This is a genomic window from Brevibacterium sp. R8603A2 (assembly GCF_023072605.1).
GTDB lineage: Bacteria > Actinomycetota > Actinomycetes > Actinomycetales > Brevibacteriaceae > Brevibacterium > Brevibacterium pityocampae.
The window spans coordinates 12982-36528 of record NZ_JALLGN010000012.1 but is presented as its reverse complement, the minus strand read 5'-3'; the positions used below and the strand labels follow the sequence as shown (position 1 = coordinate 36528).

Sequence of the window (23547 nt, the reverse complement as noted above, 5' to 3'; positions counted from 1 at the left end):
GCGGAGAACTCCACCACGGCCCACCCTAGTGCAGGCCGGAGACCGCGGCTCACCCGTGGGTCAGACAGACCTCGCGCAGCCGGTGGATCTCCGCCGGTGCGAGCCCGTGGCCGGTGAGATAGGACTCGACGGAGCCGTGCTCGGCGTCGACGCGCGCGAGCAGGTCCGCCATGTACTCCCGCGGCGCCTGGGTGGCGGTGTGGGAGAGGTTCGCGACGATCCCGGCCTGCGCGAAGTTGCGGCTGATCGCTTCGAGGAACTCCGCGCCGAGGTAGCGCTCGGTGGCCTGGTAGTCGTCGAGCACGTCCGCCCGGTCCACCCCGAGCAGGGTGAGGACGAAGGCGGAGACGATCCCGGTCCGGTCCTTGCCGGCCGAGCAGTGGAAGAGGACCGGAGCCGAGGCGTCGGCGAGCAGCCGGATCGTGTCGGCGATGCGCTCCCCGCAGTTCTCGACCACGGCCGCGTAGATCGTCGGCAGGGAGTGGTCGGGCAGCTGCAGCCGCTCGGGGTGGTCGGCCTCGAGCGGGTAGTAGCGGTCGCCGAACAGCGGGAGCCGGATGTGGTCGAGCGCAGGGCCCGCCGGGCGCACCGGTGCACCGAGGGCGTCCGGGGCGGAGGCGGACTCCTTGGTCTCGCGCAGGTCGATGACGGAGCGGATGCCGAGCGCGTCGATCATCCGGTGGGAGTCGGGGGTGAGGTGGGCCAGCCCGTCGGAGCGGAACAGACGGCCCGTGGCCACGGGTCCGTCGGGGGTGAGGTGGCCGCCGAGATCGCGGAAGTTGAAGGTGCCCGGCACGGGGATGCGTGCGGAGGCCTGCGCCGTCGACAGCGCGGGTTCGGTGGTGTGCGTCATGGGCGCTCTCCTCCCCGGGGCTCCCGGGCGGCAGCGCGGATCGCCGCCGCTTCCACCTCGGAGGTTACCCCACGCAGCGCGGCCTCGGCATCGATGCCGGCGGCCTGGGCGCGCACGGCGAGGTCGAACAGCTCGGCACCGATCGCGGCGGCCTCGACCTGAGCGCCCGGAGCGTCCGGCACGGGCAGCTCGAGGCGGTCGATGCGGCCGAGCACGGATTGGGCGCGGGTCAGCGCGGGCAGGGTCACCGGGACCGAGGCGAACGAGGCGCGCGCCTGCTCCGCCCGATCGCTCGTCGCCGCCCCTGCCGGGGGCACTGCCCCGGGACCCGGGGTAGGGTGCGCAGGCTGCTCCCCCGCTGCGCCGGCCGCGGCGCGCTCGGCGGCCTTGACCGCCTCGTAGCGGCGCTCGACCTCCCGGAGATCGACGGGGCCGTCGGAGTCGAAGACGTGGGGATGGCGGCGGATGAGCTTGGCGGTCAGCCCGGCGACGACCTCGTCGATCGCACGGGGTGCGGCCGGCTCCCCGCGGAGCGCGGTCGCCGGGGGAAGGTCGCCCGCAGCGCCGTCGCTGTCCCCGCCGCCGTCACCGTCCGCCTCACCGCCGTCATCGTCACCGTCCGCGGCATCGAGCAGGGCAGCGTGGAACAGCACCTGGTAGAGGACGTCGCCGAGCTCCGCGACGACCTCGGCCCGGGTCACCGGGGTCCCGGCGGCCGCGTGCGCGTCGAGCGCGGCGATGAGCTCGTGGGTCTCCTCGAGCAGGTACTTCTGCAGGCTCGTGTGCGTGTGGGCGGCCGCCCACGGGCAGCGGGCGCGGATGTAGGCCATGACCTCGGCGGGTGCGAGGGTGCTCGTGTCCGGCCGCTCCCACTCCATGTCAGGCCGACCCGGCGGAGGTCCCGGCAGACGCCTCGGCGGTCCCGGCGGGCACCTCGGCCGCATCCGGGGCGGGCGCCGGGTCCGGGGCGGGGAGGATCTGGTCGAGGAAGCCGGTGACCCAGCCGATGAGCTCGGTGTCGGTCATGTCCCGCTTGTCGAACCCGGTGCCGGCCTGCGGCTTGGGCACGAGGATCGAGCGGATCGCAGGCTTGACGAGCGACTTCGGGTGGAGGCGCTTGAGGCGGACGAGCTGGGAGTCGGCGAGCTCGACGGGGGCGAAGCGGATGAAGTTCCCCTGCGCCACGATCTCGGCGACCCCGGACGCCCGCGCGCGGATCCGCAGCCGCGCGATGTCGGCGAGCACCTCGACGGAGGCCGGGTAGGGACCGTAGCGGTCGGTGAGCTCGGCGAGCACCTCGGCGATCTCCTCCTCCTTCGCCGCGGCGGCGAGCTTGCGATAGGCCTCGAGCCGGAGCCGCTCGTGGGAGACGTAGTCGGTGGGCAGGTGGGCGTCGATCGGCAGCTCGACGCGCATCTCCGGCTCCTCGACGGGCCCGTCGCCGCGGAAGTTCGCGACCGCCTCGCCGACGAGCCGGACGTAGAGGTCGAAGCCCACACCCTCGATGTGCCCGGACTGCTGGCCGCCGAGCAGGTTGCCCGCACCGCGGATCTCAAGGTCCTTCATCGCCACCTGCATGCCCGCGCCGAGCTCGGTGTGCGAGGCGAGCGTCTGCAGCCGGTCGTGCGCGGTCTCGGTGAGCATGTGGTCGGGCGGGTAGAGGAAGTAGGCGTAGGCGCGCTCGCGGCCGCGGCCCACCCGGCCGCGCAGCTGGTGGAGCTGGGACAGCCCCATCCGCTCGGCGCGGTCGACGATGAGGGTGTTCGCGTTCGCGATGTCGATCCCGGTCTCGACGATCGTCGTGCACACGAGCACGTCGAAGCGCTTCTCCCAGAAGTCGACGATGACCTGCTCGAGGCGCGCCTCGCTCATCTTGCCGTGGGCCACGGCGATCCGCGCCTCGGGCACGAGCTCGGCGAGGTGGCCGGCGACCCGCTCGATGTCCTGCACCCGGTTGTGGATGTAGAACACCTGGCCCTCGCGCAGCAGCTCGCGCCGGATCGCGGCGGTGACCTGCCGGTCCTCGTAGCGGCCCACATAGGTGAGGACGGGGTGGCGCTCCTCCGGCGGGGTCGCCAGCGTCGACATCTCGCGGATCCCGGTGACGGCCATCTCGAGGGTGCGCGGGATCGGGGTGGCGCTCATCGCGAGCACGTCGACGTTCGTCCGCAGCGCCTTGAGGGTCTCCTTGTGCTCGACGCCGAACCGCTGCTCCTCGTCGATGATGACGAGGCCGAGGTCCTTGAACCGGACCTCGCCGGAGAGCAGCCGGTGGGTGCCGATGACGACGTCGAGGGTGCCGGCGGCGAGGTCGTCCTTGACCTTCTGGCTCTCCGCCGAGGTCTGGAAGCGCGACAGCGCCCCGACGCTCACGGGGAAGCCGGAGTAGCGCTCGCCGAAGGTCCCGAGGTGCTGCTGGACGAGCAGCGTGGTCGGCACGAGGACGGCGACCTGCTTGCCGTCCTGGATCGCCTTGAACGCCGCGCGCACCGCGACCTCGGTCTTGCCGTAACCCACGTCGCCGCAGATCAGGCGATCCATCGGGATCTCCTTCTCCATGTCGGCCTTGACCTCGTCGATCGTCGTGAGCTGGTCGGGGGTCTCGACGTAGTGGAAGGCGTCCTCGAGCTCCTGCTGCCAGGGAGAGTCCCCGGAGAACGCGAAGCCGCGGGTGGCGCGGCGGGCGGAGTAGAGGCGGATGAGCTCGCCGGCGATCTCCTTGACCGCCTTGCGGGCGCGGGCCTTCGTCTTCGACCAGTCCGAGCCGCCCATCTTGTTGACGCTCGGGCTCTCCCCGCCGACGTAGCGGGTGACCTGGTCGAGGGAGTCCGAGGGCACGTAGAGGCGGTCCCCGGGCTGGCCGCGCTTGGACGGCGCGTACTCGATGACGAGGTACTCGCGGGTGCGGGCGGCCTCCCCGCGGCCCGAGGTGCGCTGCACGAGCTCGACGAAGCGGCCGACGCCGTGCTGCTCGTGGACGACGAAGTCCCCGGGGCTGAGGTCGAGCGGGTCGACCTGGTTGCGCCGGCGGCGGGCCGGCAGGCGGCGCATGTCCTTCGTCGAGGCGGCCGCCGCCCGGCCGAGCACGTCGGCCTCGGTGAGCACGGCGAGCTTCTCCGACTCGATGACGTAGCCGCCGTACGCCGCGGCAGTCGTCACCGTCACCGTGCCCGGGGTGCCGGGGGCGGCGAGGTCGTCGGCGAAGGCGGCGGGCACCTCGGCCTCGGTGAACACCTCGACGAGCCGGGTCCCGGGCCCCTTGCCCTCGGTGAGGACGTAGACCTGCCAGGACGCGTGGGTGAGAGCGCGGACGTCGGCGAGGATCGCCTCGACCTCGCCGGAGTAGCCGCGCGGGGCGCGGGCGTCGATGTCGATGACGACCTCGGAGTCGCCGACGAGCTCGGAGTCGACGGCGAACCCGCCGACCTCCCACCACGGCAGGCCGATCGCGGCGGCGGCCTCGCGGGTCTGTGCGAGCGTGCGGAAGCTCGCCGCGGACAGGTCGATCGGTGCCTCGCCCCCGCCCGAGGCGCCGGTCCAGGCGGCGGCGAGGAACTCCGCCGTCGTGGCGACGAGGTCCTCGGCGCGTGCGGTGACCTTCTCCGGGGAGGTGACGACGATCCGGGTGTGCTCCGGCAGGCAGGCGATGAGCGGCTCCATGCCGTCGGCGAGCACGGGGGCGAGCGACTCCATGCCCTCGACCGCGATGCCGTCGGCGATCTTCTCGAGCATCTCGCGGGCCGCGGGCAGGATCGGGATGAGCGTGCGGGCCCGCTCGCGGACCGCCGAGGTCAGGAGCACCTCGCGGCAGGGCGGGGCCCAGAGCCGGAACTCGGCGCCCTCGGCGACGGGCAGGGAGCGCTGGTCGGCGACGGCGAAGGGGCGGATCTCGTCGATCTCGTCGCCGAAGAACTCGAGGCGCAGCGCGTGGTCCTCCGTCGGCGGGAAGATGTCGAGGATGCCGCCGCGCACCGCGTACTCCCCGCGGCGGGACACCATGTCCACGCGCGAGTACGCGAGGTCGGACAGCTGCGCGGCGAGCGCGGAGAGCTCGACGGTGTCACCGGTCGCGAGCTCGACGGGTGTGAGCGCCCCGAGTCCCTTGACGAGCGGCTGGAGCAGCGCACGGACCGGAGCGATGACCACGGACAGCGGCGCGTCGGGGCGCGGGTGGGCGAGCCGCCGCAGCACGGACAGGCGGCGGCCGACGGTGTCGGAGCGCGGCGAGAGCTTCTCGTGGGGCAGGGTCTCCCAGCTCGGGAACACGGCCACCCGGTCGGGCGCCAGGTGGTCGGCGAGCGCGGTCTCGAGCTCTTCGGCCTCGCGGCCGGTGGCGGTGACGACGAGCACGGTGCCGGCGGCCGCGGCGTCGGCGACGAGCGCCGGCCACAGGCCCTTGACGGCGTTGATGGTACCGGCCCGGTGGCTCGGGTCGGCGAGCGCGGAGACGGCGTCGGCGAAGGTCGGGTGGGCGCGCAGGGTGGTGGTGATTCCGGTCAGAGGCACGCGCTCCAGTCTACTCGCGGCACGCGCGCGCCACACGCGGGGCGGGGCCGCGGCGGTCGTCCGGAGTGTGCTCCGCGCCGGCCCTCGCAGGAGGGCCGGGTGCCTGTCGATCCGACGCTCAGGCGGTTCTGGGACACTGGGCGCATGAGCCCGCTCCAGCCCTCGTCCCCGCCCGCCTCCGCTCCGACCGCCGAGCTCGGCCGGACGCTGACCCGCTTCGTCCACCCGCTCGCGCTCCTCGCCCTCATGTGGGTGATCCGCGCGGCCGATTTCGTGCTGCCGGGCACCTTCAACACCTACGGCATCCGCTCCTGGGACGTGACGAGCGCCTTCGGCCTCGTCCTCGCGCCGCTCCTCCACTCCGGCTGGGGCCACCTCATCGCGAACTCGGTCCCGCTCCTCGTCCTCGGGCTGCTCGTCGCGGCCGAGGGAGCGCGCCGGTTCTGGCTCGTCACCGCGCTCATCGCGCTCGTCGGCGGGGTCGGCACCTGGCTCGTCAACTTGCCCGGCACGGTGACGGTGGGCGCCTCGGTGCTCGTGTTCGGGTACTTCGGATACCTGCTCGTCCGCGCCTTCGTCGTGCGGTCGATGGCGCACCGGATCGGGTACGCCGTCGTCGCCGTCGTCGTGGTCATGGTGTTCGGGGCGTCGATGCTCACCGGGGTGCTGCCGCTCTATCCCGGCATCTCCTGGCAGGCGCACCTGTTCGGGGCGGTCGGCGGCGGACTCGCCGCGGTGTGGCTGGGCCGCGGGGACAACCGCAGGCTCGCCCGGAGCCGGGCACAGCAGGCACGGCGCGACGACCCCTACGGTCTGCGCGAGCTCGGCCTCGAATGACGGTCCGGGAGAGCACCGCGCTCCGTCCCGCATCCCACGCGGCGGGCCGGCCGGGTCACCCTGCCGGGTCGGCTCGACGGATCAGACAGCAGTGCTGCGGCCGTGGAAGCGCTGCTGGGCGGCCTCGAGGCCCTCGGCGGTGAGGAGCTCGACGGCGTCGGCGAGGTCGTCGACGAGGATCGGCAGGGTCGTGAGCTCCGCGGCGATGAAGGGCTTGAGCACGTAGTCGGCGGTGTCCATCCGGCCGGGCGGGCGTCCCACCCCGGCGCGCACCCGCAGGTAGTCCTTGGTGCCGAGCGACTGCGTCATCGAGCGCAGGCCGTTGTGGCCGCCCTCGCCGCCGCCGCGCTTGAGCTTGATCGAGTCGAACGGGAGGTCGACGTCGTCGTGGATCGCGATGATCCGCTCCGGGTCGATCGAATGGAACTGCGCGAGCTGCGCCACCGGCGGCCCGGACACGTTCATGTAGGTCAGCGACTTCATCACGACGGCGCGCGGTCCGGGCACTCCCCCGCGCATCCCGAGCCGACCGGTCGCGGCGACCGCCTTGGCGCGGGTGCTCGTGAAGCTCGCGCCCATCCGCGCGGCGAGCGCATCGGCGGCCATGTGGCCGATGTTGTGCCGGGTCCGGGCGTACTGCCGCCCCGGGTTCCCCAGCCCGATGATGAGCCACGTGTCGCCGGCCACCGTTCTCCCTCCGTCGCTGCTCGCACGCGCTCCGTGCGCGTCGATCGCCGCCCCCACTGTACCGGCCCGCACCTCGGCCGGCCGGCTCCCCGTCCGCACCGCGGCCGGACATGACTGTGGGGCGTCCGGTGGAGAGTGCGACCGTCGTGGCCACCACTCTCCCCTGAACGCCCCACACTCGGGCGCGGTGCGTGCGGACGACCCGGGCCGTCCGCACACGCGCGGGGATCAGTCCTCGGACTTCTCCTCGTCGGAATCGCCCTCGGCGTCCTCGGTGCCGGCCTCGGCGTCCTCGTCGGACTCGGCGCCGGTCGCGGCTGCGACCTCCTCGTCCACGGCCTCGGACTCGAGCTCGGCCTCGAGCTGCTCCTCGGAGAGCTCGGCGGAGATGTTGACGATGAGCATCTCCGGGTCGGCGATGAGCTCGACACCCTTGGGCAGGGTGACGTCGGCGGCGTAGAGGTGGTCGCCCACCTCGCGGCCCTCGACGGAGACCTCGAAGTACTCGGGGATGTGGGTGGCCTCGGCGGACACCAGGAGGGTCTGGTTGTCGACCGACACGATGGTGCCGGGCGCGGCCTCGCCGTCGACGTGGATCGGGATGTCGACCTCGATCTTCTCGCCGCGCTTGACGATGATGAGATCGACGTGCTCGATGTGGCGGGTCACCGGGTTGACCTGGACCTCGCGGGCGATCGCGAGCTCGTTCTTCGTCGCGTCGGGGTTCTCGATCTCGAGCAGCGCGTTCGAGGTCTTGAGCGCCATCATCGTGGCGTGGCCCTCGAGCGTGAGGTGGATGGGGTCCTGGCCGTGGCCGTAGAGGACCGCGGGGATCCGGTCGGTGCGGCGGATGCGGCGGGCTGCGCCCTTGCCGAATTCGGTCCGGCGCTCGGCGATGAGTTTGGCGTCGACTGCCATGTGAAGCTCCTTCGTGAGTGGTGTGGGCACCACGGCGAACAATCCTCGTGGTGCCGACTCAGCGAGCCGTCACGTGAAGACCGCGTCGATAACGGAGTGCCGGGGAACCGGCCTCCCTCGCCGAGGCAACCCGTCCAGTGTAGTCCCTCCCGGGCCGCCGCCGCCACTCGTCGCCCGCCGGCGCCCTCCGGACCGCACTCCCGTGCCGTCCCACCGACGCCGAGGCACCCGCCGGCTCGGTGGCCGGTGGGCGCCTCGGGTGCGGCTCCCCGCGGGGAGGTCCGGGCCGGGCAGGCCCGGTTCGGACGGTGGACGGGCCTCAGATGTTGAACAGGCTGGTGACCGAGCCGTCCTCGAACACCTCGTGGACGGCGCGCGCGAGCAGCGGGGCGATGGAGAGCACGGTGAGCTTGTCGAACTTCATGTCCTCGGACAGCGGCAGCGTGTTGGTGACGATGACCTCCTTGGCCACCGAGTCCCGCAGGCGCTCGACGGCCGGGCCGGAGAACACCGCGTGGGTCGACACGATGACGACGCCGGTGGCCCCGGCCTCCATGCAGGCGTCGGCGGCCTGGACGATCGTGCCGCCGGTGTCGATCATGTCGTCGACGAGCACTGCGGTGCGGCCCTCGACCTCGCCGACCACGCGGTTCGCCTTGGTCGAATTGGGCCGGGAGATGTCGCGCGTCTTGTGGATGAAGGCGAGCGGCACGCCACCGAGGCTCGCCGACCAGTTCTCCGCGACCTTGATCCGGCCGGCGTCCGGGGACACCACGGCGAGGTCGCCGGGGTGGTTGGCCTTGACGTAGTCGGCGAGGATCGGCAGCGCCACGAGGTGGTCGACCGGCCCGTCGAAGAACCCCTGGATCTGCGCGGTGTGGAGGTCGACGGTGATGATGCGGTCCGCGCCGGCGGTCTTGTAGAGGTCCGCGACGAGACGGGCGGAGATCGGCTCGCGGCCGCGGTGCTTCTTGTCCTGCCGGGCGTAGGGGAAGAACGGGGCGATGACGGTGATCCGCTTGGCCGAGGCGCGCTTGAGCGCGTCGACCATGAGCAGCTGCTCCATGAGCCAGTCGTTGATCGGCGAGCAGTGCGACTGCATGACGAACACGTCGGTGCCGCGCACGGACTCGGAGAACCGGACGTAGATCTCGCCGTTGGCGAAGTTGTAGACGTCGGTGGGCAGCAGCTCGGTGCCGAGGCATTCGGCGACCTGCTCGGCGAGCTCCATGTTGGCGCGGCCGGTGACGAGGACGAGCTTCTTCTCCCCCGCGGTGGTGATCGAGTTCACTTAGTCGGACTCCTTCTTCGCCTGTGCGGCTGCTTCGGCCGCCTGCGCCGCAGGCGTGCCCGGTCGCTGTTCGACGACCCAGTTCTCAACATTACGCTGTGGCGCGACGGTCATGGCGAGTGCACCCGGGGGAACATCCTTCCGGATCACCGTGCCGGCCCCGGAGTAGGCGCCGTCCCCCACCGTCACCGGGGCGACGAACATCGTGTCGGAGCCGGTCCGCACGTACGACCCCACGGTGGTGTGGTGCTTGGCCACCCCGTCGTAGTTGACGAACACCGAGGAGGCGCCGATGTTCGAGTACTCCCCGATCGTCGCATCGCCGACGTAGCTCAGGTGCGGGACCTTCGAGCCGGTGCCGATCCGCGCGTTCTTCGTCTCCACGAAGGTGCCGATCTTGCCCTCGGCACCGAGCAGGGTGCCCGGGCGCAGGTAGGCGAACGGGCCGACGGTCGCACCGGCCCCGACCACCGCGAGCTGGCCGTGGGTGCGCACGATCTGCGCGCCGGCTCCGACCTCGGTGTCGGTGAGCGTGGTGTCCGGGCCGATCACCGCGTGCGAGGCGATGTCGGTGGCGCCGTGGAGCTGCACCCCGGGCAGCAGGGTGACATCGGAGGCGAGCGTGACGTCGGAGTCGATCCACGTGGTGTCGGGGTCGATGACGGTGACCCCGGCGCGCATCCAGTCCTCGACGATGCGCCGGTTGAGCTCGCGGCCGAGCTGGGCGAGCTGCACGCGGTCGTTCGCGCCTTCGACCTGCCACACGTCCTCGGTGGTGAGCGCGGCGACCCGGGCGCCGGAGCCGCGGGCGATCTGGATGACGTCGGTGAGGTACTTCTCGCCCTGCGCATTGTCGGTCCCGACCTGCGCGAGCGACTCACGCAGCACGGCGGCGTCGAAGGCGTAGATGCCGGAGTTGATCTCGGTGATGCGCTTCTGCTGCTCGTCGGCGTCCTTCTCCTCGACGATCCGCTCGAGGTCGCCGGCGGCGTCGCGCACGATCCGCCCGTAGCCGCGGGGGCGGGCGACCTGCGCGGAGAGCACAGTGACGGCGCCGCGGTGCTCCTCGTGGTGCTCGACGAGCGTGCTCAGCGTGTGCGCGGTGAGCAGCGGGACGTCGCCGTAGGTCACGACGACGGTGCCGGTGAGGTCGTCGGGCAGCTGGGTCAGCGCGCACTCGGTAGCCCGGCCGGTGCCCGGGATGTCGTCCTGGTCGGCGACGAGCACGGTGCGGTCGATGACCTCGGCGATCCCGGCCACGTGCTCGGCCACCTGGTCGCGGGCGTGGCGGAGCACGACGACGAGGTGCTCCGGGGCGGTGCCGGCGGCGGCGTTGATGGCGTGGTGGAGGAGGGACCGCCCCCCGATCGGGTGGATGACCTTGGGCGTCGCGGACTTCATCCGGGTGCCCTCGCCGGCGGCGAGGACGATGACCGCTGCGGGGCGGTGCTGAGTCATGGAAGAGGGCTCCTCTGCACAGAGAATTACGGTGGCGACCGGCCTGCCGGACGTCGCTCCGCCTCTAGGACTCGAACCTAGACTGCACGGCTCCAAAGGCCGGCGTGCTGCCATTACACCAAGGCGGATCGGCACAGCGACGACCCCGTGCCGGGAGCCACCATTATTGCCACTAAGGTTGATCCTATGGAAATTCTTCGCGATCTTCTCGTCTTCATCCACCTGCTCGGCATGGCGATCATCATCGGCTCGTACTTCGCCAATCTGCGCGCGCCGCGAGTCGTGTCCGGAATGCTCCACGGCGCCTACCTCCAGCTCGTCACCGGGCTGCTCCTCGTCACCGTCCTCGAATTCACCGACGGCGTGGAGATCAACCACATGAAGATCGGCATCAAGCTCGTCCTCGCGATCCTCGTCGCCGTCTTCGCGTTCATCGGCGCCCGCAAGGAGAAGGCGGCCCGCGCCGGCGCCGGCGCCCCGGCCCGCACCGACGGCTACGCCGGCGACACCGCACCGCCGGCCCCGGTCGTGCACCCCTCGGCCGCGATGGCGCACCTGACCTTCGGCGCCGCGGTGATCGCCACCGCCGTCGCCGTCTTCGTCTGATCCCTCGCCCGGTGGACGGGTCCTGCCCGATCGCCCGTCCGTCCCGGCCCACGACCGGGGACCGCCGCCGCGGTCCCCGGTCGCTTCGCGTCCGCCGGCCCGCGGCGGCCGACCTCGCCCGTGTCCGCACCGCCAGGTAGATTGCGTGTCACCATGACTTCACCGTTCGAGTTCCTCAACGCTCCCCCCGCGTCCGAGCCGTCCAGCACCGCCGCATCCGCCGGTGCCCCCGCGGGCCCCTCGGCCCAGGAGCCCGCCGCCCCCGGCCCTGCTGCTCCGGCCACCGCGGCCGCTCTCGTCGAGGGCCTCAATCCGCAGCAGCTCGCCGCCGTCGAGCACACCGGCTCCCCCCTCCTCATCGTCGCCGGCGCCGGCTCGGGCAAGACCGCCGTGCTCACCCGCCGGATCGCCTACGCGCTGCGCACCGGGCGCGCCCACCCCGGCCAGATCCTCGCGATCACCTTCACGAACAAGGCCGCCAAGGAGATGGTCGAGCGGATCACCGAGCTCGTCGGGCCGGCCGCCCGCGGGATGTGGATCTCGACCTTCCACTCCGCGTGCGTGCGGATCCTGCGCCGCGAGGCCAAGGCCCTGGGGATGAAGTCGAACTTCACGATCTACGACTCCCAGGACTCCCTGCGCCTCATCACGCAGTGCGTCCGCGAGGCCGGCCTCGACTCGAAGAAGTTCACCCCGCGCTCCCTGCAGCACCGGATCTCCAACCTCAAGAACGACCTCCTCACCGCGGACGACTACGCCTCCCGGGCGCAGGAGAACAATCCTTCCGAGCAGGCGCTCGCCGAGATCTACCGCCGCTACTCCGAGCGCCTGCGCCTGGCCAATGCCTTCGACTTCGACGACCTCATCATGGAGACCGTCCACCTGCTCGACGCGTTCCCCGACATCGCGGCGAACTACCGGGCGCGCTTCGCGCACATCCTCGTCGACGAGTACCAGGACACGAACCCGGCGCAGTACCGGCTCATCCGGGCGCTCGCCGGCGCGGACCTCCCCGCACCCACCGCGGAGCTCACCGTCGTCGGCGACGCCGACCAGTCGATCTACGCCTTCCGCGGCGCGACGGTGCGCAACATCGTCGAGTTCGAGGAGGACTTCCCGCAGGCCCGTGTCATCCTCCTCGAGCAGAACTACCGCTCCACCCAGAACATCCTGTCCGCGGCGAACGCGGTGATCTCCCACAACGACGACCGCAAGGACAAACGCCTGTGGACCGACGCCGGCCCCGGGGATCCGGTGACCGGCTGGGTCGCGGAGTCCGAGCAGGCCGAGGCCCGCTTCATCACCGAGCGGATCGACACCCTCATGGACTCCGACTCCCTGACCTACGGCGACTTCGCGGTGTTCTACCGCACGAACGCGCAGTCCCGCGCGATCGAGGACGCGCTCATGCGCGCCGGCATGCCGTACAAAGTGGTCGGCGGCACCCGCTTCTACGAGCGCAAGGAGATCAAGGACGCGCTGGCCTACCTGCGGGTCATCGCGAACCCCGACGACGACGTCAACCTGCGCCGCATCCTCAACGTCCCCAAGCGCTCGATCGGCGACCGCACCGAGGCGCTCGTCGGGGCGCTCGCCGAACGCGAGCGGATGAGCTTCGCCGCCGCCCTCGACCGCGCGGAGGAGGCCCCGGGCCTGTCGAGCCGCTCGCTCGGCCCGATCACCCGGTTCCGCGAGCTGCTCGCCGACCTCCGCACCACCGCGGAGGGAGCCCCGGTGTCGCGCATCCTCGAGTCCGTGCTCGAGCAGACGGGCTATCTCGCCGAGCTCCACCGCAGCACCGACCCGCAGGACGAGTCGCGGGTGGACAACCTCGCCGAGCTCGTCGCGGTCGCCGAGGACTACGGCCGGACGAATCCCGAGGGCACGCTCGACGAGTTCCTCGAGCAGGTGTCCCTGTCCTCCGATGCGGACCAGATCCCGGATCAGGACGTCGGCGAGGTCACGCTCATGACCCTCCACACCGCCAAGGGGCTCGAGTTCCCCGTCGTGTTCCTCACCGGGCTCGAGGACGGCACGTTCCCGCACCAGCGGTCCTTCAACACGAGCGCGGAGCTCGCCGAGGAGCGCCGCCTCGCCTACGTCGGCCTCACCCGGGCCCGGCAGAAGCTCTTCCTGTCCCGCGCGGAGACCCGCAGCATGTGGGGCCAGCCGACGTACAACCCGCCCAGCCGCTTCCTCAGCGAGCTCGGCGACTCGCTCGTCGACTGGGAGAGCACGGGATCGCTGAACACCTCCGGAGCCGACCGTGCGTTCTCCGGCGCCTGGTCCCCCGGTTCCCGCTCCGGCGGCGCGGGCTCCCCGGCGAACGGGTCCGGGGCGTCCGGCTCCCGCGGCGGTCGCCGCGGCGGGGCGCGCGCCGGGACGTCCCCGGGCGGGTTCCCCAACCGGATCCGCCCCAACCGCGAGGTGCCGCAGGTGGAGCCGGGCGACAAGGTCTCCCACGACTCCTTCGGACTCGGCACCGTGGTCGAGGTCGCCGGGGCCGGGGACAAGACCGTCGCCACCGTGGACTTCGGCTCGGAGGGCACCAAGCGCCTCCTCATGCGCTACGCCCCGGTCGAGAAGATCAGCTGAGGCGCGGACACAGCTCAGGGCCGGCACCTCTCGGGTGCCGGCCCTGAACGTCCGCAGATCCGCCGCCGGCGGCGCTCACGCGGTGGGGGTCAGTGGTGGAACGTCACTTCTCGTCGGCGCCGTCGTCGCCCACGCGCTGGTCGGCGGCGTCGCGGCCCTGCTGGATCTGGTCGTCGAACTTGCCGCCGCCCACACCGGAGGCCGCGTCGTGCGCCTTGTCGATGCCCTGATCGCTGATCTGCTCGCCCTTCTCGGTGTTGAGAGCGTCCTGTGCCTTGTTTCCCAGGTCTCCGAGTCCCATGGTGATTCTCCTTCGCTGTCGGGATCAGGCGGGGGTCCCCCCGCCCACGCATTCATCCTGACATCGGATGCGGGCGGCTGTAAACAGTCGATCCCGGGCACCGCTCAGACGTTGGGGACGGTGACGGTGAGGGAGAGCAGCAGGACGGCGACGAGGACCATCGTGGCCATGTCGACGCCCCGGGAGCGGTTGATCCAGATCTCGCCCCACGGCGACGGCATCGCGCGCAGGCCCGCGAGCGCGAGCGGACAGGCCGCCAGCGCGATCCCGCCGAGCCGGAAGTCGACGAGGCTCAGCGCCGCGGACGCGAGGATCCACAGCAGGCAGATGAGGAGCAGCCAGTCCCGGCGGGTCGGGTTCGAGTACCGGCGGCGCCAGTAGATCCAGCGCTTCGCGATCGGGTTGCGGCCCTTCGAGGTGCGGCGCAGGGGCGGGCGTCGCACCGCATGCCGTCGTGCCGGATCGCCGCTCGCCGCCGCGTGCCGGGCCGCCCCGGTGTCCCCGGGGGCGGCGTGCACCGGAACGTGGGCGCTGCGCGCGGCGTGCCGAGCCCCGGCATCCGCCGCCCGGGCCCGCGCCTCGGCGCGGGTGCGGGGCGCCGAGGCCGCGGACTGAGGATCAGTGGAAGAAATGGCGGGTACCCGTGAGGTACATCGTGAGTCCTGCGGCCTCGGCCGCGGCGATGACCTCCTCGTCGCGGATCGACCCGCCCGGCTGCACGACGGCGGTGACCCCGCCGGCGATGAGCACCTCGAGGCCGTCGGCGAACGGGAAGAAGGCGTCGGAAGCGGCGACCGCACCGCGGGCCCGCTCTCCTCCGGCGCGCTGCACCGCGAGGTGAGCGGAGTCGACCCGGTTGACCTGGCCCATGCCGACGCCCACGGAGGCGCCGCCGCGGGCGAGCAGGATCGCGTTCGACTTCACCGCCCGGCACGCGCGCCAGGCGAATTCGAGGTCCGCGAGCGCCTGCGCATCGGCGGCGGGACCGGCTGCCAGCGTCCAGTTCTCCGGGGAATCGCCGGGGGCCTGGAACACGTCGCGGTCCTGCACGAGCAGGCCGCCGGAGATCTGCCGGAACTCGGCCTCCGGGGCGGCGGGCTCACCGAGCTCGAGCAGACGCAGATTCTTCTTCCGCTGGAGCACCTCGAGGGCGGCAGGTGCGAAGGACGGCGCGGCGACGACCTCGGTGAAGATCGGGGCGATCGACTCCGCCAGCTCGACGGTGACCTCCCGGTTGACGGCGATGACGCCGCCGTACGCGGACACCGGATCGCACTCGTGGGCGAGGCGGTGCGCCTCGGCGACGGTGTCGGCGGTGGCGATGCCGCACGGGTTGGCGTGCTTGATGATCGCGACGGCCGGGGTCCGGAAGTCGTTCGCGGCGCGGATCGCGGCGTCGGTGTCCTGGTAGTTGTTGTAGGACATCTCCTTGCCGTGGAGCTGCCGGGCGTTCGCGATCCCCCCGGCACCCGGGGAGGCGTAGACCGCGGCCTTCTGGTGCGGGTTCTCCCCGTAGCGCAGATCCGCGGTCTTCTCCACGGCGAGCCCGAAGAACCCCGGCAGCGCAGCCGTGCCGGTCTCGATTCCGTCACCTGCCGCGGCGCCGCCTGCCCGGCCGGCGATCTCGTCGCTGCGGGAGTCCTGCTCGCCGAACCACGTCGCGACGGCGACGTCGTAGGCCGCGGTGTGCTCGAAGGCGGCCTGCGCCAGCCGGCGCCGGGTCGCCAGGTCGAAGCCCTCGCCCGCGGCGGCCTCGACGACCTCGGCGTAGCGGGCCGGGTCGGTGACGACGGCGACGCTCGGGTGGTTCTTCGCCGCGGCGCGCACCATCGAGGGCCCGCCGATGTCGATCTGCTCGACGCACTCGTCGAAGCCCGCGCCCGAGGCGACGGTCTCGCTGAAGGGGTAGAGGTTGACGACGACGAGGTCGAAGGCCTCGACGCCGAGCTCGGCGAGCTGGTCGAGGTGCTCGGGCTTGCGGGTGTCGGCGAGGATGCCGGCGTGGACGCGCGGGTGCAGGGTCTTCACGCGGCCCTCGAGGCACTCGGGGAAGCCGGTGAGGTCCTCCACCGGGGTGACGTCGACCCCGGCCTCGGCGATCCGGGCGGCGGTGGAGCCGGTCGACACGATCGTCACGCCGGCGGCGGCGAGGCCGGTGGCGAGTTCGGTGAGTCCGGACTTGTCGTACACGCTGATGAGTGCGCGACGGATGGGCCGTACGGCTTCCACGGGTTCTCCTTCGTTGGGTGCGGTTCAGATCCGGCCGGCGGGCGCCGGCACGAAGCCGGTGACGCGCCGCCCGGAGACATCCAGGGGGTGCTCGGCCAGGGAGGCGAGCAGTTCGACGATGCGTGCGCGCTCGACGGCGCGGATGCGCTCGTGGAGGGTGTCCTCGGTGTCGTCGTCGCGGACGGCGACCGGGAACTGGGCGATGATCGGCCCGGTGTCCACCCCGTCGTCGACGAGGTGGATCGTGGTGCCGGTGACCTTGACGCCGTGGGCGAGCGCGTCGCGCACCCCGTGCGCGCCGGGGAATGCCGGGAGCAGCGCGGGGTGGGTGTTGATGATGCGCTGGGCGAAGCGGGTGACGAACGTCGGGCCGAGGATGCGCATGAAGCCGGCCGATACCACCCAGTCGGGCCGGTGGGCCGCGACGGCCTCGGCGAGCGCATGGTTCCAGGCGTCCCGGTCCGGGTGGTCGCGGGGGGCGACGACGAAGGTGTCGATCCCGGCGCGCGCCGCCCTCTCGAGTGCTCCGGCGGAGGCGGTGTCCGAGCCGACGGCGACGATCTCCACGCCGCTCGCGGGCCCGGTCGCCGCACCATCGCTGCGGCCGGAGGCCGGGCCGGGTGCGGCCGCGCCGGCGGGATCGGGGACGACGAAGGCGTCGAGCACGGCCTGGGTCAGGCTGCCGGATCCGGAGGCGAGGAGAACACAGCGCACGCGGCCATTCTATGCCAGACTGAACGGGTGAGCCCCGTCGACCAGAAACCCCGCACCGAGCCCGACCGGACCGAGGACGCGGAGACCCGCGCGGCCGCCGCGCGCAACCGCGAAGGCACGATCCTCGCGCTGTTCTTCGGCGGGGCGCTGCTCGCCACGACGTTCCCCCTCCCCTATCGGATGGCCGCCGGCGTCTTCGCCGTCCTCGCCCTCGTGTGGGTGGTCCGCTACTTCATCGCCGGCGCCCGGACGAAGAAGAAGGGCAGCTGGATCGTCCTCGGGATCCTCGCCGCCCTCAGCTGCCTCTACATGCTGCTGGCGACCCTCGGCACGATCGCCATCTGGCCGGTGCAGGCGCAGTACGAGACGTGCATCCGCGAAGCGATCACCGAGCAGGCCTCCGTCGGCTGCACGGCGGAGTACAACTCCGGGCTCTCCACCTGGTTCGAGAAGACGACCGGACAGCCGTACCCCGGCTGACCGCTCAGAGCGCAGCGGGCCTCGATGCAGCGTGCGGCGCTCAGTCCGCGGCGCGGCCCCGCCCGGCCAGGCGCACCAGTCCCCAGCCGATCGCCGCTCCCAGTGCGATCTCCCCGGCCACCGCGAGGGCGAACAGCACCGGCTGCAGGCCGAACCCGGCGAGGCCCCCGGGGCCCACGGCCCCGGACGCGAACAGGCCGACGAACAGTCCCGCGAGCAGCATCTCGATCCCGATCACCGCGACCGCTCGCAGATCGACGAGGTGCCAGGCGGGCCGCCCGATGACCGCGACGATCCCGCACAGCACGACGGCGAGCGGGACGAGGACGAACGCCCCGGCCGGGTCCTGGGGCACCGCGGCGAGCACGGGGAACCCGGCGACGGGCACCTCGACCGCGGTGAATGGTGAGGCGAGCGCGCCGGAGGCGAGGACGACGCCCGCCCCGGAGGTCCAGGCGAGGCCGAGCACCACGAGTGTCGGGGCGAAGAGGAGCTGGACGGCGGTGAGGCCGACCGCCGCGGCGGTGGCATCGGAGTAGAGCGCGAGCACGGAGGCCGCCTGCTCCCAGCGCAGCGCGAGCGCGGCGCCGAGGGCGAGCAGGCCCACGACGAGCGCGGCGAGCCCCGCCCTCCGGAACACCGCATGGCCGGCTGCCAGCGCCTCGGCCCAGTGCGGCCCCGCCAGGTCGCGCACCCGGGCGCGCACCGGCTCGGCGTCGGGCCGCCATCCGAGGCCGAGCAGCACCGCGCTGCCGACGAGCACGATGATCCGGGCGAACCCGAGCACGCTCGCACCGATCGCTCCGAAGCCGAACGCGAGCACGAGGACGAGCAGGAGGTGGGTGCCCGCGAGCACGGACCCGGCGATGAGGCGCGGGCGGGTGAGCACCAGTGGGGCACCGGCGGCGGCGAGCCGCTCGTTGGCGTGCAGTGCGCGCCGGGTCCGGCGCGCGGCCTGGAGCACGAGCAGCCAGACGAGCAGCGTGAGCGAGGTGGGCGGCAGGGAGTGCCGATGCGTCTCGAGGTCGGCGTTCAGACCGTGGACGACGCCGAGCCCGGTGGCCGCCCAGGCGGCGATCGCGGCGAGCGGCCGCTGCTCGGCGATGCCGATGAACCACGCGACGGCGGCCAGGAGGAGAGCGGTGAGGACGAGCAGGAGGAGCACACGGGCGCTCTCGAACAGTCCGATGACGGCCGGGTGCCGCCCGATCATGCCCGGCGCCCGCCCGGAGTCCGCTGGTCCCTTCACCCATGCCATGATGCCCGAACCGTCATGGGATGTTGCCGCTTCGACACACCCCGGTCCGGGCCTCCGTGATAATTTTGATCCCAGTGTCCCATGCCCCCCGACAACTGTGAGGAACGGATCCTGATGAGCTCCGGAAGCAATCTCCCCCCTGGCTCCCCGGGCGATCCCCGCGGTCCGCAGGGCTGGCAGCAGCCCGGCCCCCCGGCGAAAGGCCCCGGTGGCGTGCCGCCGCGTCCCGGCTACTCGCCGCAGGGCGAGTCCGGCGGCGGCTGGGGACAGCCGGAGCACGGCACCCCTCCCCCGGCCTACTCCGCCTCGGGACCGGCCCAGGGGTCCCCTCCCCCGGCCTACTCCGCCTCCGGCCCCGGTATGGGTGCCGCCGGTGCGACACCGCAGCCGGCACCGGCCCCGGGTTACGTCCCGCCCGAGCAGCAGCAGGCGAAGAAGAAGTCGAAGCTGCCGCTCATCCTCTCGCTCACCGCCGTGGGCGTCGTCATCCTCCTCGTCGTCATCGGCGCGATCGTGGTGAATTCGGTCAACCGCTCGCAGTACGGGCCGGACACCGTCGCGCAGGAGTACCTCACCGCGCTCGAGAACCAGGACATCGCGGCGGCGAACGAGATCGCCGCGCCGACCGTGCCCGACGGTGCCAACGAGCTGCTCCTCGACCCGAAGTTCGCCGCGGCCTCCGAGGACGTCATCACCGACGCGACGGTGGAGAACACGACGATCAACGGCGACACCGCCACCATCGACGCCGTCTACACGCTCGGCGGCCAGCCGCACGAGCTCACCCTGACCGCGAACAAGGAGGGCCGCCAGGGCCTGTTCTTCGACAACTGGGTGCTCACCGGCCCGGTCCTGCAGACGATCGCGGTCGAGCTGCCCAAGATCGAGGGCGCCACGGTCAACGGCGAGGAATTCAACCCCGAGGAGGGCGGCCGCACCGAGTATGCGGTGATGCCCGGCACCTATGCGGTGGCGACCCCGGAGAGCAAGTACTTCCAGGCCGGATCGGATCAGCTCACCGTCGGCTTCTCCCCCACCGAGCAGCCGCAGCCGGCGTCGATGACCATCGACGTGCAGGCCACCGACGCGTTCAGCACCGACGTGCAGAAGGCTGTCGAGGACGCGCTCAACGAGTGCGCGAAGAAGAAGGACCTCGAGCCGGAGGGCTGCCCGTTCGGCATCGGCGGCACCGACTCGCGGACCGGCGTCGAGGCGCTCGACGACGGGGTGGACGGCAGCGTGGACTACACGATCAGCAAGCAGCCCAAGGTCTCCGCGACGATGAGCTCGGATCTGTCCGCCGGCTCCTTCTTCACCTCCTCGCTCGGCAAGATCGAGTTCACAATGGACTCCAAGACGCAGGGCAAGGGAGCGTGGACCGGCAGCGGTGACCTCAGCGTCTCCGGCTCGGTCGCGATCGAGGGGGACGCCGTCTCGGTCTCGTTCTTCTGATCGGCCCCAGCGCTTCGGGCCCGCACCTCGCGGGATGAATGCAGCGGCGGCCCCGGCCATTCGGCCGGGGCCGCCGCTGCGGTCTCGGGGAGCGCTGCCGCGCACGATGGTCCGCGGCCGCGGTCAGCCGACGGTGCGCTCCGGTGCCGCGATCCCGGCGGAGCGCTCGAACCACTCCGCGGCGGCGAGCACCCCGGCGTCGTCGAAGCGGCGGCCGGCGAGCTGCAGCCCCACGGTGCGCCCGTCGGCCGTGTACCCGGCGTTGACGCTCGCCGCCGGCTGCTCGGACATGTTGTAGGGCACGGTGAAGGAGATGTGCCCCATCGGCTGGTCGGGGTCGTTGAAGGGCATCGGCCACTCCGCCGTGAACGCGGCCACCGGCGCGACCGGGGACAGCACGAGGTCGAAGGGCTCGGTCGCCGCGACGGTCGCCTGCCGCATCGTCTGGATGCTCTGGTAGCAGCGGAGCAGCTCCGCGCCGGGGACATCGGCACCGGCGGTGCACCAGCGGGCCACATAGGGCAGGATCCGGCGCTGGTCCTCGATGTCGAGGCCGTGGTAGTCGACCCAGGAGCGCACCCGCCAGAACCGGTCGACGTCGACGAGCAGCTCCTCGGACATGAACGGCGCGATCCGGGTCACCTGCGCCCCGGCGTCCGCGAAGCGCTGCGCGGCGGCGTCGACGACGGCGGCCACCTCCGGGTCGGTGGGCATGCCGCACCCCGCCTCGGTGTGCACCGCGACGCGCAGGCCGCTGACGGAGAAGTCCGGCACCCGGTAGTCCCCCGAGTAGGGCGGGAGCTGGGAATAGTCGCGCGCATCGGGCCGTCCGATCACCGTCATCGCCGCGCGCAGGTCGTCGACCGTGCGGGCCAGCGGCCCGGCGCAGCGGCCCAGGTAGGGGGCGTCGAGCGGGATCCGGCCGAAGCTCGGCTTGAGGGTGGCGAGGCCGAGCCAGGTGCCGGGGAGCCGGATCGAGCCGCCGATGTCGGAGCCGATGTGGATCGGCCCGTAGCCGGCGGCGGCCGCCGCACCCGCCCCGGAGGACGAGCCGCCGGTGGTGAGGGCCGGGTCGAGCGGGGACCGGGTGATCCCGTGCCGGGAGGACACCCCGGAGGACAGCATCCCCCAGTCGGGCATCACCGTGGAGCCGACGATGATCGCCCCGGCCTCCTCCAGCCGCTCGGTGATGGGAGCGTCGTGGTCGGCGGGCTGCGGGTCGCCGGCGGCGTGACCCGAGGGCATCGCCACACCCTTCCGGGCGATGTTCTCCTTGATCGTCACCGGCACCCCGTCGAGCGCGCCGCGGGGCTGCCCGGAGCGCCAGCGGGCGCCGGATTCCTCCGCCCGGGAGCGCGCGGCGGCGAGGTCCTCGTGCCACAGCGCGTTGATCGTCGGTTCGCACGCGGCGATCCGTTCGGCGACCGCGTCGAGCACCTCGCCCGGGGAGAAGTCGCCGGCCTGGTAGCCGGAGCCGAGCTCCGCGGTGGAGAGGTCGGCGAGAGTGCGGGGGAAGGTCATGGTCGCTCCCTGGGGTCGGATCCGGCGTCGGCGAAGACTGCCGCGAGGGTCGGGGTGGCGGCGACGAGGTCGGCCGTGTACGGGTGCTGGGGGTCGGTGTAGATCTCCTCGACGGGGCCGGACTCCACGATCTCCCCGCCGCGCATCACCGCGACGTCGGAGCACAGGTGGCGCACGACTCCGAGGTCGTGGGAGACGAACACCAGGGTGAGCGCGTACTCCTCGACGAGGTCGGTGAGCAGGTTGAGCACCTGCGCGCGGACGGAGACGTCGAGTGCGGACACCGGTTCGTCGGCGACGAGGATCCGCGGTCGGCACACGAGTGCGCGTGCGATCGAGATACGCTGCCGCTGCCCGCCGGAGAACTGGTGCGGGTAGCGCTGCGCGGAATCGGCGTCGAGGCCCACCGCCTGCAGCACGTCGGCGACGCGGGAGCGCCGCTCGCCGGCGGCGACGCCCATCGGGACGAGCGGCTCGGCGATGATGTCGGCCACCCGCATGCGGGGGTCGAGGGAGGCGAAGGGATCCTGGAACACGATCTGCAGATCCTCGCGCATCCGGCGCAGCTCGGCTTCCCCGGCGGAGCCGACCTCGACGTCGCCCACGCGCACGCGCCCGCTCGTCGGGGTGTCGAGCCCGGACAGGATCTTGAGCAGGGTGGATTTGCCGGAGCCGGACTCGCCGACGATCCCGAACCGTCGGCCGGCGGGGATCGAGAGCGAGATCCCGCCGAGCGCGGGCACCTCGTCGGCGCGTCCGAACAGCGAGGACTTGGTCCGCCGGTAGGTCTTGACGAGGTCGGTGACCTCGATGAGCGGCGCATCGGGATCGGCCGAGGTGCCCACTCCCCCGCGCGTCGCCTCGCCGGCCGGAGTGCTCGTCGCCGCGCCCGTCGTGCGGCCCGGGTCGCTGTCCGTATCGCTGCCCGCTTCGGCGCCGGAGTGGTACTGCGCGGCGGTGGCGATGGTGAACAGGCGGCCGCGTGCGTCGGTGGCGGTGAGGTCGGAAGCGGCGAGGAGTCCGCGCGTGTACTCGTGCTGGGGGTCGGTGAAGATCTGTTCGCTCGTCCCGGACTCGACGAGCTCCCCGCGGTACATCACCATGACCCGCTCGCACACCCCGGCGACGACGGCGAGGTCGTGGGTGATGAACAGCAGCCCGGTGTTCTCCCTCTCGACCGCCTCGCCGATGAGTTCGAGGACCTGCGCCTGGACGGTGACGTCGAGCGCGGTGGTCGGCTCATCGCAGATGAGCAGGCGGGGCGAGTTCGCCAGTGCCATGGCGAGCATGACGCGTTGGCGCTGGCCGCCGGAGAGCTGGTGCGGGAAGGCGCGCGCGGCGGCTGCGGGGTCGGGCAGCCGGACGCTGTCGAGCAGCTCGACGGCGCGCTCCCGGGCGCGTGCGGCACCGGCGGTGCGGTGGATGCGCATGACCTCGGCGACCTGGTCGCCCACCCGCATGAGCGGGTTGAGGGCGCTCATCGGCTCCTGGAACACCATGCTCATCTCCCGGCCGCGGAGCCGGGCGAGCTGCGATTCGGACTGCTGCAGCAGGTTGCCGGAGCCGCCTGCGAGCGCGATCGAGCCGCGCGCGGTGAGCTCCTGGGGCAGCAGGCCCATGATCGCCTGCGAGGTCAGCGATTTGCCCGACCCGGATTCCCCGATCAGCCCGACGCGCTCGCCGGCGCCGATGGCGAACGAGGTGGGGTGGAGCAGGGTGCGCCCGCCGGCGCTGATCGTCAGGTCCTCGACGGCGACGAGCGGTGCGTCCGCTGTGCTGTCCGTCGTCGCGGGGCCGCCGTTCGCGGTGTCGCGGGCCGCGGGTGTGTGCGGTGTGCTCAT

At 72.4% G+C, this 23547-nt stretch carries 19 protein-coding genes and 1 tRNA gene; 5 read left to right on the top strand and 15 right to left on the bottom strand.

Features of this window, described 5'->3' with window-relative positions; genetic code table 11:
* Positions 1-49: 49 nt before the first annotated feature.
* The 3 genes from MTQ12_RS12070 to mfd are packed head-to-tail and all read right to left on the bottom strand — an operon-like array spanning position 50 to position 5359.
* Entirely contained in the window at positions 50-853 is an 804-nt protein-coding gene (locus MTQ12_RS12070) for a tyrosine-protein phosphatase (protein ID WP_247618799.1), read from the bottom strand.
* Positions 850-1731, bottom strand: coding sequence for a MazG nucleotide pyrophosphohydrolase domain-containing protein (locus tag MTQ12_RS12065; RefSeq protein ID WP_247618798.1), 882 nt, complete (start codon positions 1729-1731; stop codon positions 850-852). The genes MTQ12_RS12070 and MTQ12_RS12065 overlap by 4 nt, the downstream gene beginning before the upstream one ends.
* Before the next feature lies 1 nt (position 1732).
* Positions 1733-5359 carry a transcription-repair coupling factor gene (mfd, locus tag MTQ12_RS12060; RefSeq protein ID WP_247618797.1) on the bottom strand — a complete coding sequence of 1209 codons (3627 nt, stop codon included), beginning with the start codon at positions 5357-5359 and terminating at the stop codon, positions 1733-1735.
* Positions 5360-5503: 144 nt separating this feature from the next.
* Here mfd and MTQ12_RS12055 point away from each other — a divergent pair, with 144 nt between their 5' ends.
* A complete protein-coding gene (locus MTQ12_RS12055; RefSeq protein ID WP_137319147.1) occupies positions 5504-6196 on the top strand; it encodes a rhomboid family intramembrane serine protease in 693 nt (230 codons plus the stop codon).
* Between the two features lie 81 nt (positions 6197-6277).
* Here the strand turns inward: MTQ12_RS12055 and pth are convergent, their stop codons facing one another.
* From pth to MTQ12_RS12030, 5 genes are all read right to left on the bottom strand, one after another.
* Complete coding sequence (pth, locus tag MTQ12_RS12050) at positions 6278-6883, bottom strand: aminoacyl-tRNA hydrolase (RefSeq protein ID WP_247618796.1); 606 nt, start codon at positions 6881-6883, stop codon at positions 6278-6280.
* Between the two features lie 228 nt (positions 6884-7111).
* Positions 7112-7801 (bottom strand): 50S ribosomal protein L25/general stress protein Ctc, encoded by a 690-nt coding sequence (locus MTQ12_RS12045; RefSeq protein ID WP_137319145.1) that lies wholly within the window; start codon positions 7799-7801, stop codon positions 7112-7114.
* Between the two features lie 319 nt (positions 7802-8120).
* Positions 8121-9092, bottom strand: a complete 972-nt coding sequence (locus MTQ12_RS12040) for a ribose-phosphate diphosphokinase (RefSeq protein ID WP_137319144.1) — start codon at positions 9090-9092, stop codon at positions 8121-8123.
* Positions 9093-10550, bottom strand: coding sequence for a bifunctional UDP-N-acetylglucosamine diphosphorylase/glucosamine-1-phosphate N-acetyltransferase GlmU (gene glmU, locus MTQ12_RS12035; RefSeq protein ID WP_137319143.1), 1458 nt, complete (start codon positions 10548-10550; stop codon positions 9093-9095).
* A 56-nt stretch (positions 10551-10606) separates the two neighbouring features.
* Positions 10607-10678, bottom strand: a tRNA-Gln gene (locus MTQ12_RS12030).
* Between the two features lie 58 nt (positions 10679-10736).
* Between MTQ12_RS12030 and MTQ12_RS12025 the strand changes: the two genes are divergently transcribed.
* Both MTQ12_RS12025 and pcrA read left to right on the top strand, forming a co-directional pair.
* Positions 10737-11156: a hypothetical protein gene (locus MTQ12_RS12025; RefSeq protein WP_247618795.1), complete on the top strand. Its 420-nt coding sequence runs from the start codon at positions 10737-10739 to the stop codon at positions 11154-11156.
* Between the two features lie 153 nt (positions 11157-11309).
* Positions 11310-13751, top strand: coding sequence for a DNA helicase PcrA (gene pcrA, locus MTQ12_RS12020; RefSeq protein ID WP_247618794.1), 2442 nt, complete (start codon positions 11310-11312; stop codon positions 13749-13751).
* Between the two features lie 103 nt (positions 13752-13854).
* Here the strand turns inward: pcrA and MTQ12_RS12015 are convergent, their stop codons facing one another.
* The 4 genes from MTQ12_RS12015 to purN all read right to left on the bottom strand — a co-directional run bounded on the left by MTQ12_RS12015 (position 13855) and on the right by purN (position 16995).
* Complete coding sequence (locus tag MTQ12_RS12015) at positions 13855-14052, bottom strand: antitoxin (RefSeq protein WP_137319140.1); 198 nt, start codon at positions 14050-14052, stop codon at positions 13855-13857.
* Between the two features lie 104 nt (positions 14053-14156).
* A complete protein-coding gene (locus MTQ12_RS12010) occupies positions 14157-14495 on the bottom strand; it encodes a hypothetical protein (protein WP_247618793.1) in 339 nt (112 codons plus the stop codon).
* Positions 14496-14670: 175 nt separating this feature from the next.
* The gene (gene purH, locus MTQ12_RS12005; protein ID WP_247618792.1) at positions 14671-16281 is read right to left on the bottom strand and encodes a bifunctional phosphoribosylaminoimidazolecarboxamide formyltransferase/IMP cyclohydrolase; all 1611 of its coding nucleotides are present in this window, start codon (positions 16279-16281) and stop codon (positions 14671-14673) included.
* 24 nt (positions 16282-16305) lie between these two features.
* Positions 16306-16995, bottom strand: coding sequence for a phosphoribosylglycinamide formyltransferase (gene purN / locus MTQ12_RS12000; RefSeq protein ID WP_137319138.1), 690 nt, complete (start codon positions 16993-16995; stop codon positions 16306-16308).
* 27 nt (positions 16996-17022) lie between these two features.
* On the opposite strand from purN, the gene MTQ12_RS11995 reads away from it, so the two are divergent.
* The gene (locus MTQ12_RS11995; protein ID WP_137319137.1) at positions 17023-17475 is read left to right on the top strand and encodes a hypothetical protein; all 453 of its coding nucleotides are present in this window, start codon (positions 17023-17025) and stop codon (positions 17473-17475) included.
* Between the two features lie 40 nt (positions 17476-17515).
* Here the strand turns inward: MTQ12_RS11995 and MTQ12_RS11990 are convergent, their stop codons facing one another.
* Positions 17516-18733: a DUF6350 family protein gene (locus tag MTQ12_RS11990; protein ID WP_247618791.1), complete on the bottom strand. Its 1218-nt coding sequence runs from the start codon at positions 18731-18733 to the stop codon at positions 17516-17518.
* Positions 18734-18847: 114 nt separating this feature from the next.
* Between MTQ12_RS11990 and MTQ12_RS11985 the strand changes: the two genes are divergently transcribed.
* Positions 18848-20185, top strand: coding sequence for a hypothetical protein (locus MTQ12_RS11985; RefSeq protein WP_247618790.1), 1338 nt, complete (start codon positions 18848-18850; stop codon positions 20183-20185).
* A 123-nt stretch (positions 20186-20308) separates the two neighbouring features.
* Here MTQ12_RS11985 and MTQ12_RS11980 read toward each other — a convergent pair whose 3' ends face one another.
* Together MTQ12_RS11980 and MTQ12_RS11975 are read right to left on the bottom strand one after the other, a co-directional pair.
* Positions 20309-21706, bottom strand: coding sequence for an amidase (locus MTQ12_RS11980; RefSeq protein WP_247618789.1), 1398 nt, complete (start codon positions 21704-21706; stop codon positions 20309-20311).
* Positions 21703-23547, bottom strand: coding sequence for an ABC transporter ATP-binding protein (locus MTQ12_RS11975; RefSeq protein WP_137319133.1), 1845 nt, complete (start codon positions 23545-23547; stop codon positions 21703-21705). The genes MTQ12_RS11980 and MTQ12_RS11975 overlap by 4 nt, the downstream gene beginning before the upstream one ends.

What these genes read in the sequence shown, in the direction of transcription:
- MTQ12_RS12045 (WP_137319145.1), bottom strand. Translation starts at nt 7,801, where the DNA reads ATGGCAGTCGACGCCAAACTCATCGCCGAGCGCCGGACCGAATTCGGC.
- MTQ12_RS11990 (WP_247618791.1), bottom strand. Translation starts at nt 18,733, where the DNA reads ATGGCATGGGTGAAGGGACCAGCGGACTCCGGGCGGGCGCCGGGCATG.
- MTQ12_RS11975 (WP_137319133.1), bottom strand. Translation starts at nt 23,547, where the DNA reads ATGAGCACACCGCACACACCCGCGGCCCGCGACACCGCGAACGGCGGC.
- glmU (WP_137319143.1), bottom strand. Translation starts at nt 10,550, where the DNA reads ATGACTCAGCACCGCCCCGCAGCGGTCATCGTCCTCGCCGCCGGCGAG.
- MTQ12_RS12070 (WP_247618799.1), bottom strand. Translation starts at nt 853, where the DNA reads ATGACGCACACCACCGAACCCGCGCTGTCGACGGCGCAGGCCTCCGCA.
- MTQ12_RS12055 (WP_137319147.1), top strand. Translation starts at nt 5,504, where the DNA reads ATGAGCCCGCTCCAGCCCTCGTCCCCGCCCGCCTCCGCTCCGACCGCC.
- MTQ12_RS12065 (WP_247618798.1), bottom strand. Translation starts at nt 1,731, where the DNA reads ATGGAGTGGGAGCGGCCGGACACGAGCACCCTCGCACCCGCCGAGGTC.
- MTQ12_RS12025 (WP_247618795.1), top strand. Translation starts at nt 10,737, where the DNA reads ATGGAAATTCTTCGCGATCTTCTCGTCTTCATCCACCTGCTCGGCATG.
- MTQ12_RS11980 (WP_247618789.1), bottom strand. Translation starts at nt 21,706, where the DNA reads ATGACCTTCCCCCGCACTCTCGCCGACCTCTCCACCGCGGAGCTCGGC.
- MTQ12_RS11985 (WP_247618790.1), top strand. Translation starts at nt 18,848, where the DNA reads ATGAGCTCCGGAAGCAATCTCCCCCCTGGCTCCCCGGGCGATCCCCGC.
- MTQ12_RS12015 (WP_137319140.1), bottom strand. Translation starts at nt 14,052, where the DNA reads ATGGGACTCGGAGACCTGGGAAACAAGGCACAGGACGCTCTCAACACC.
- pcrA (WP_247618794.1), top strand. Translation starts at nt 11,310, where the DNA reads ATGACTTCACCGTTCGAGTTCCTCAACGCTCCCCCCGCGTCCGAGCCG.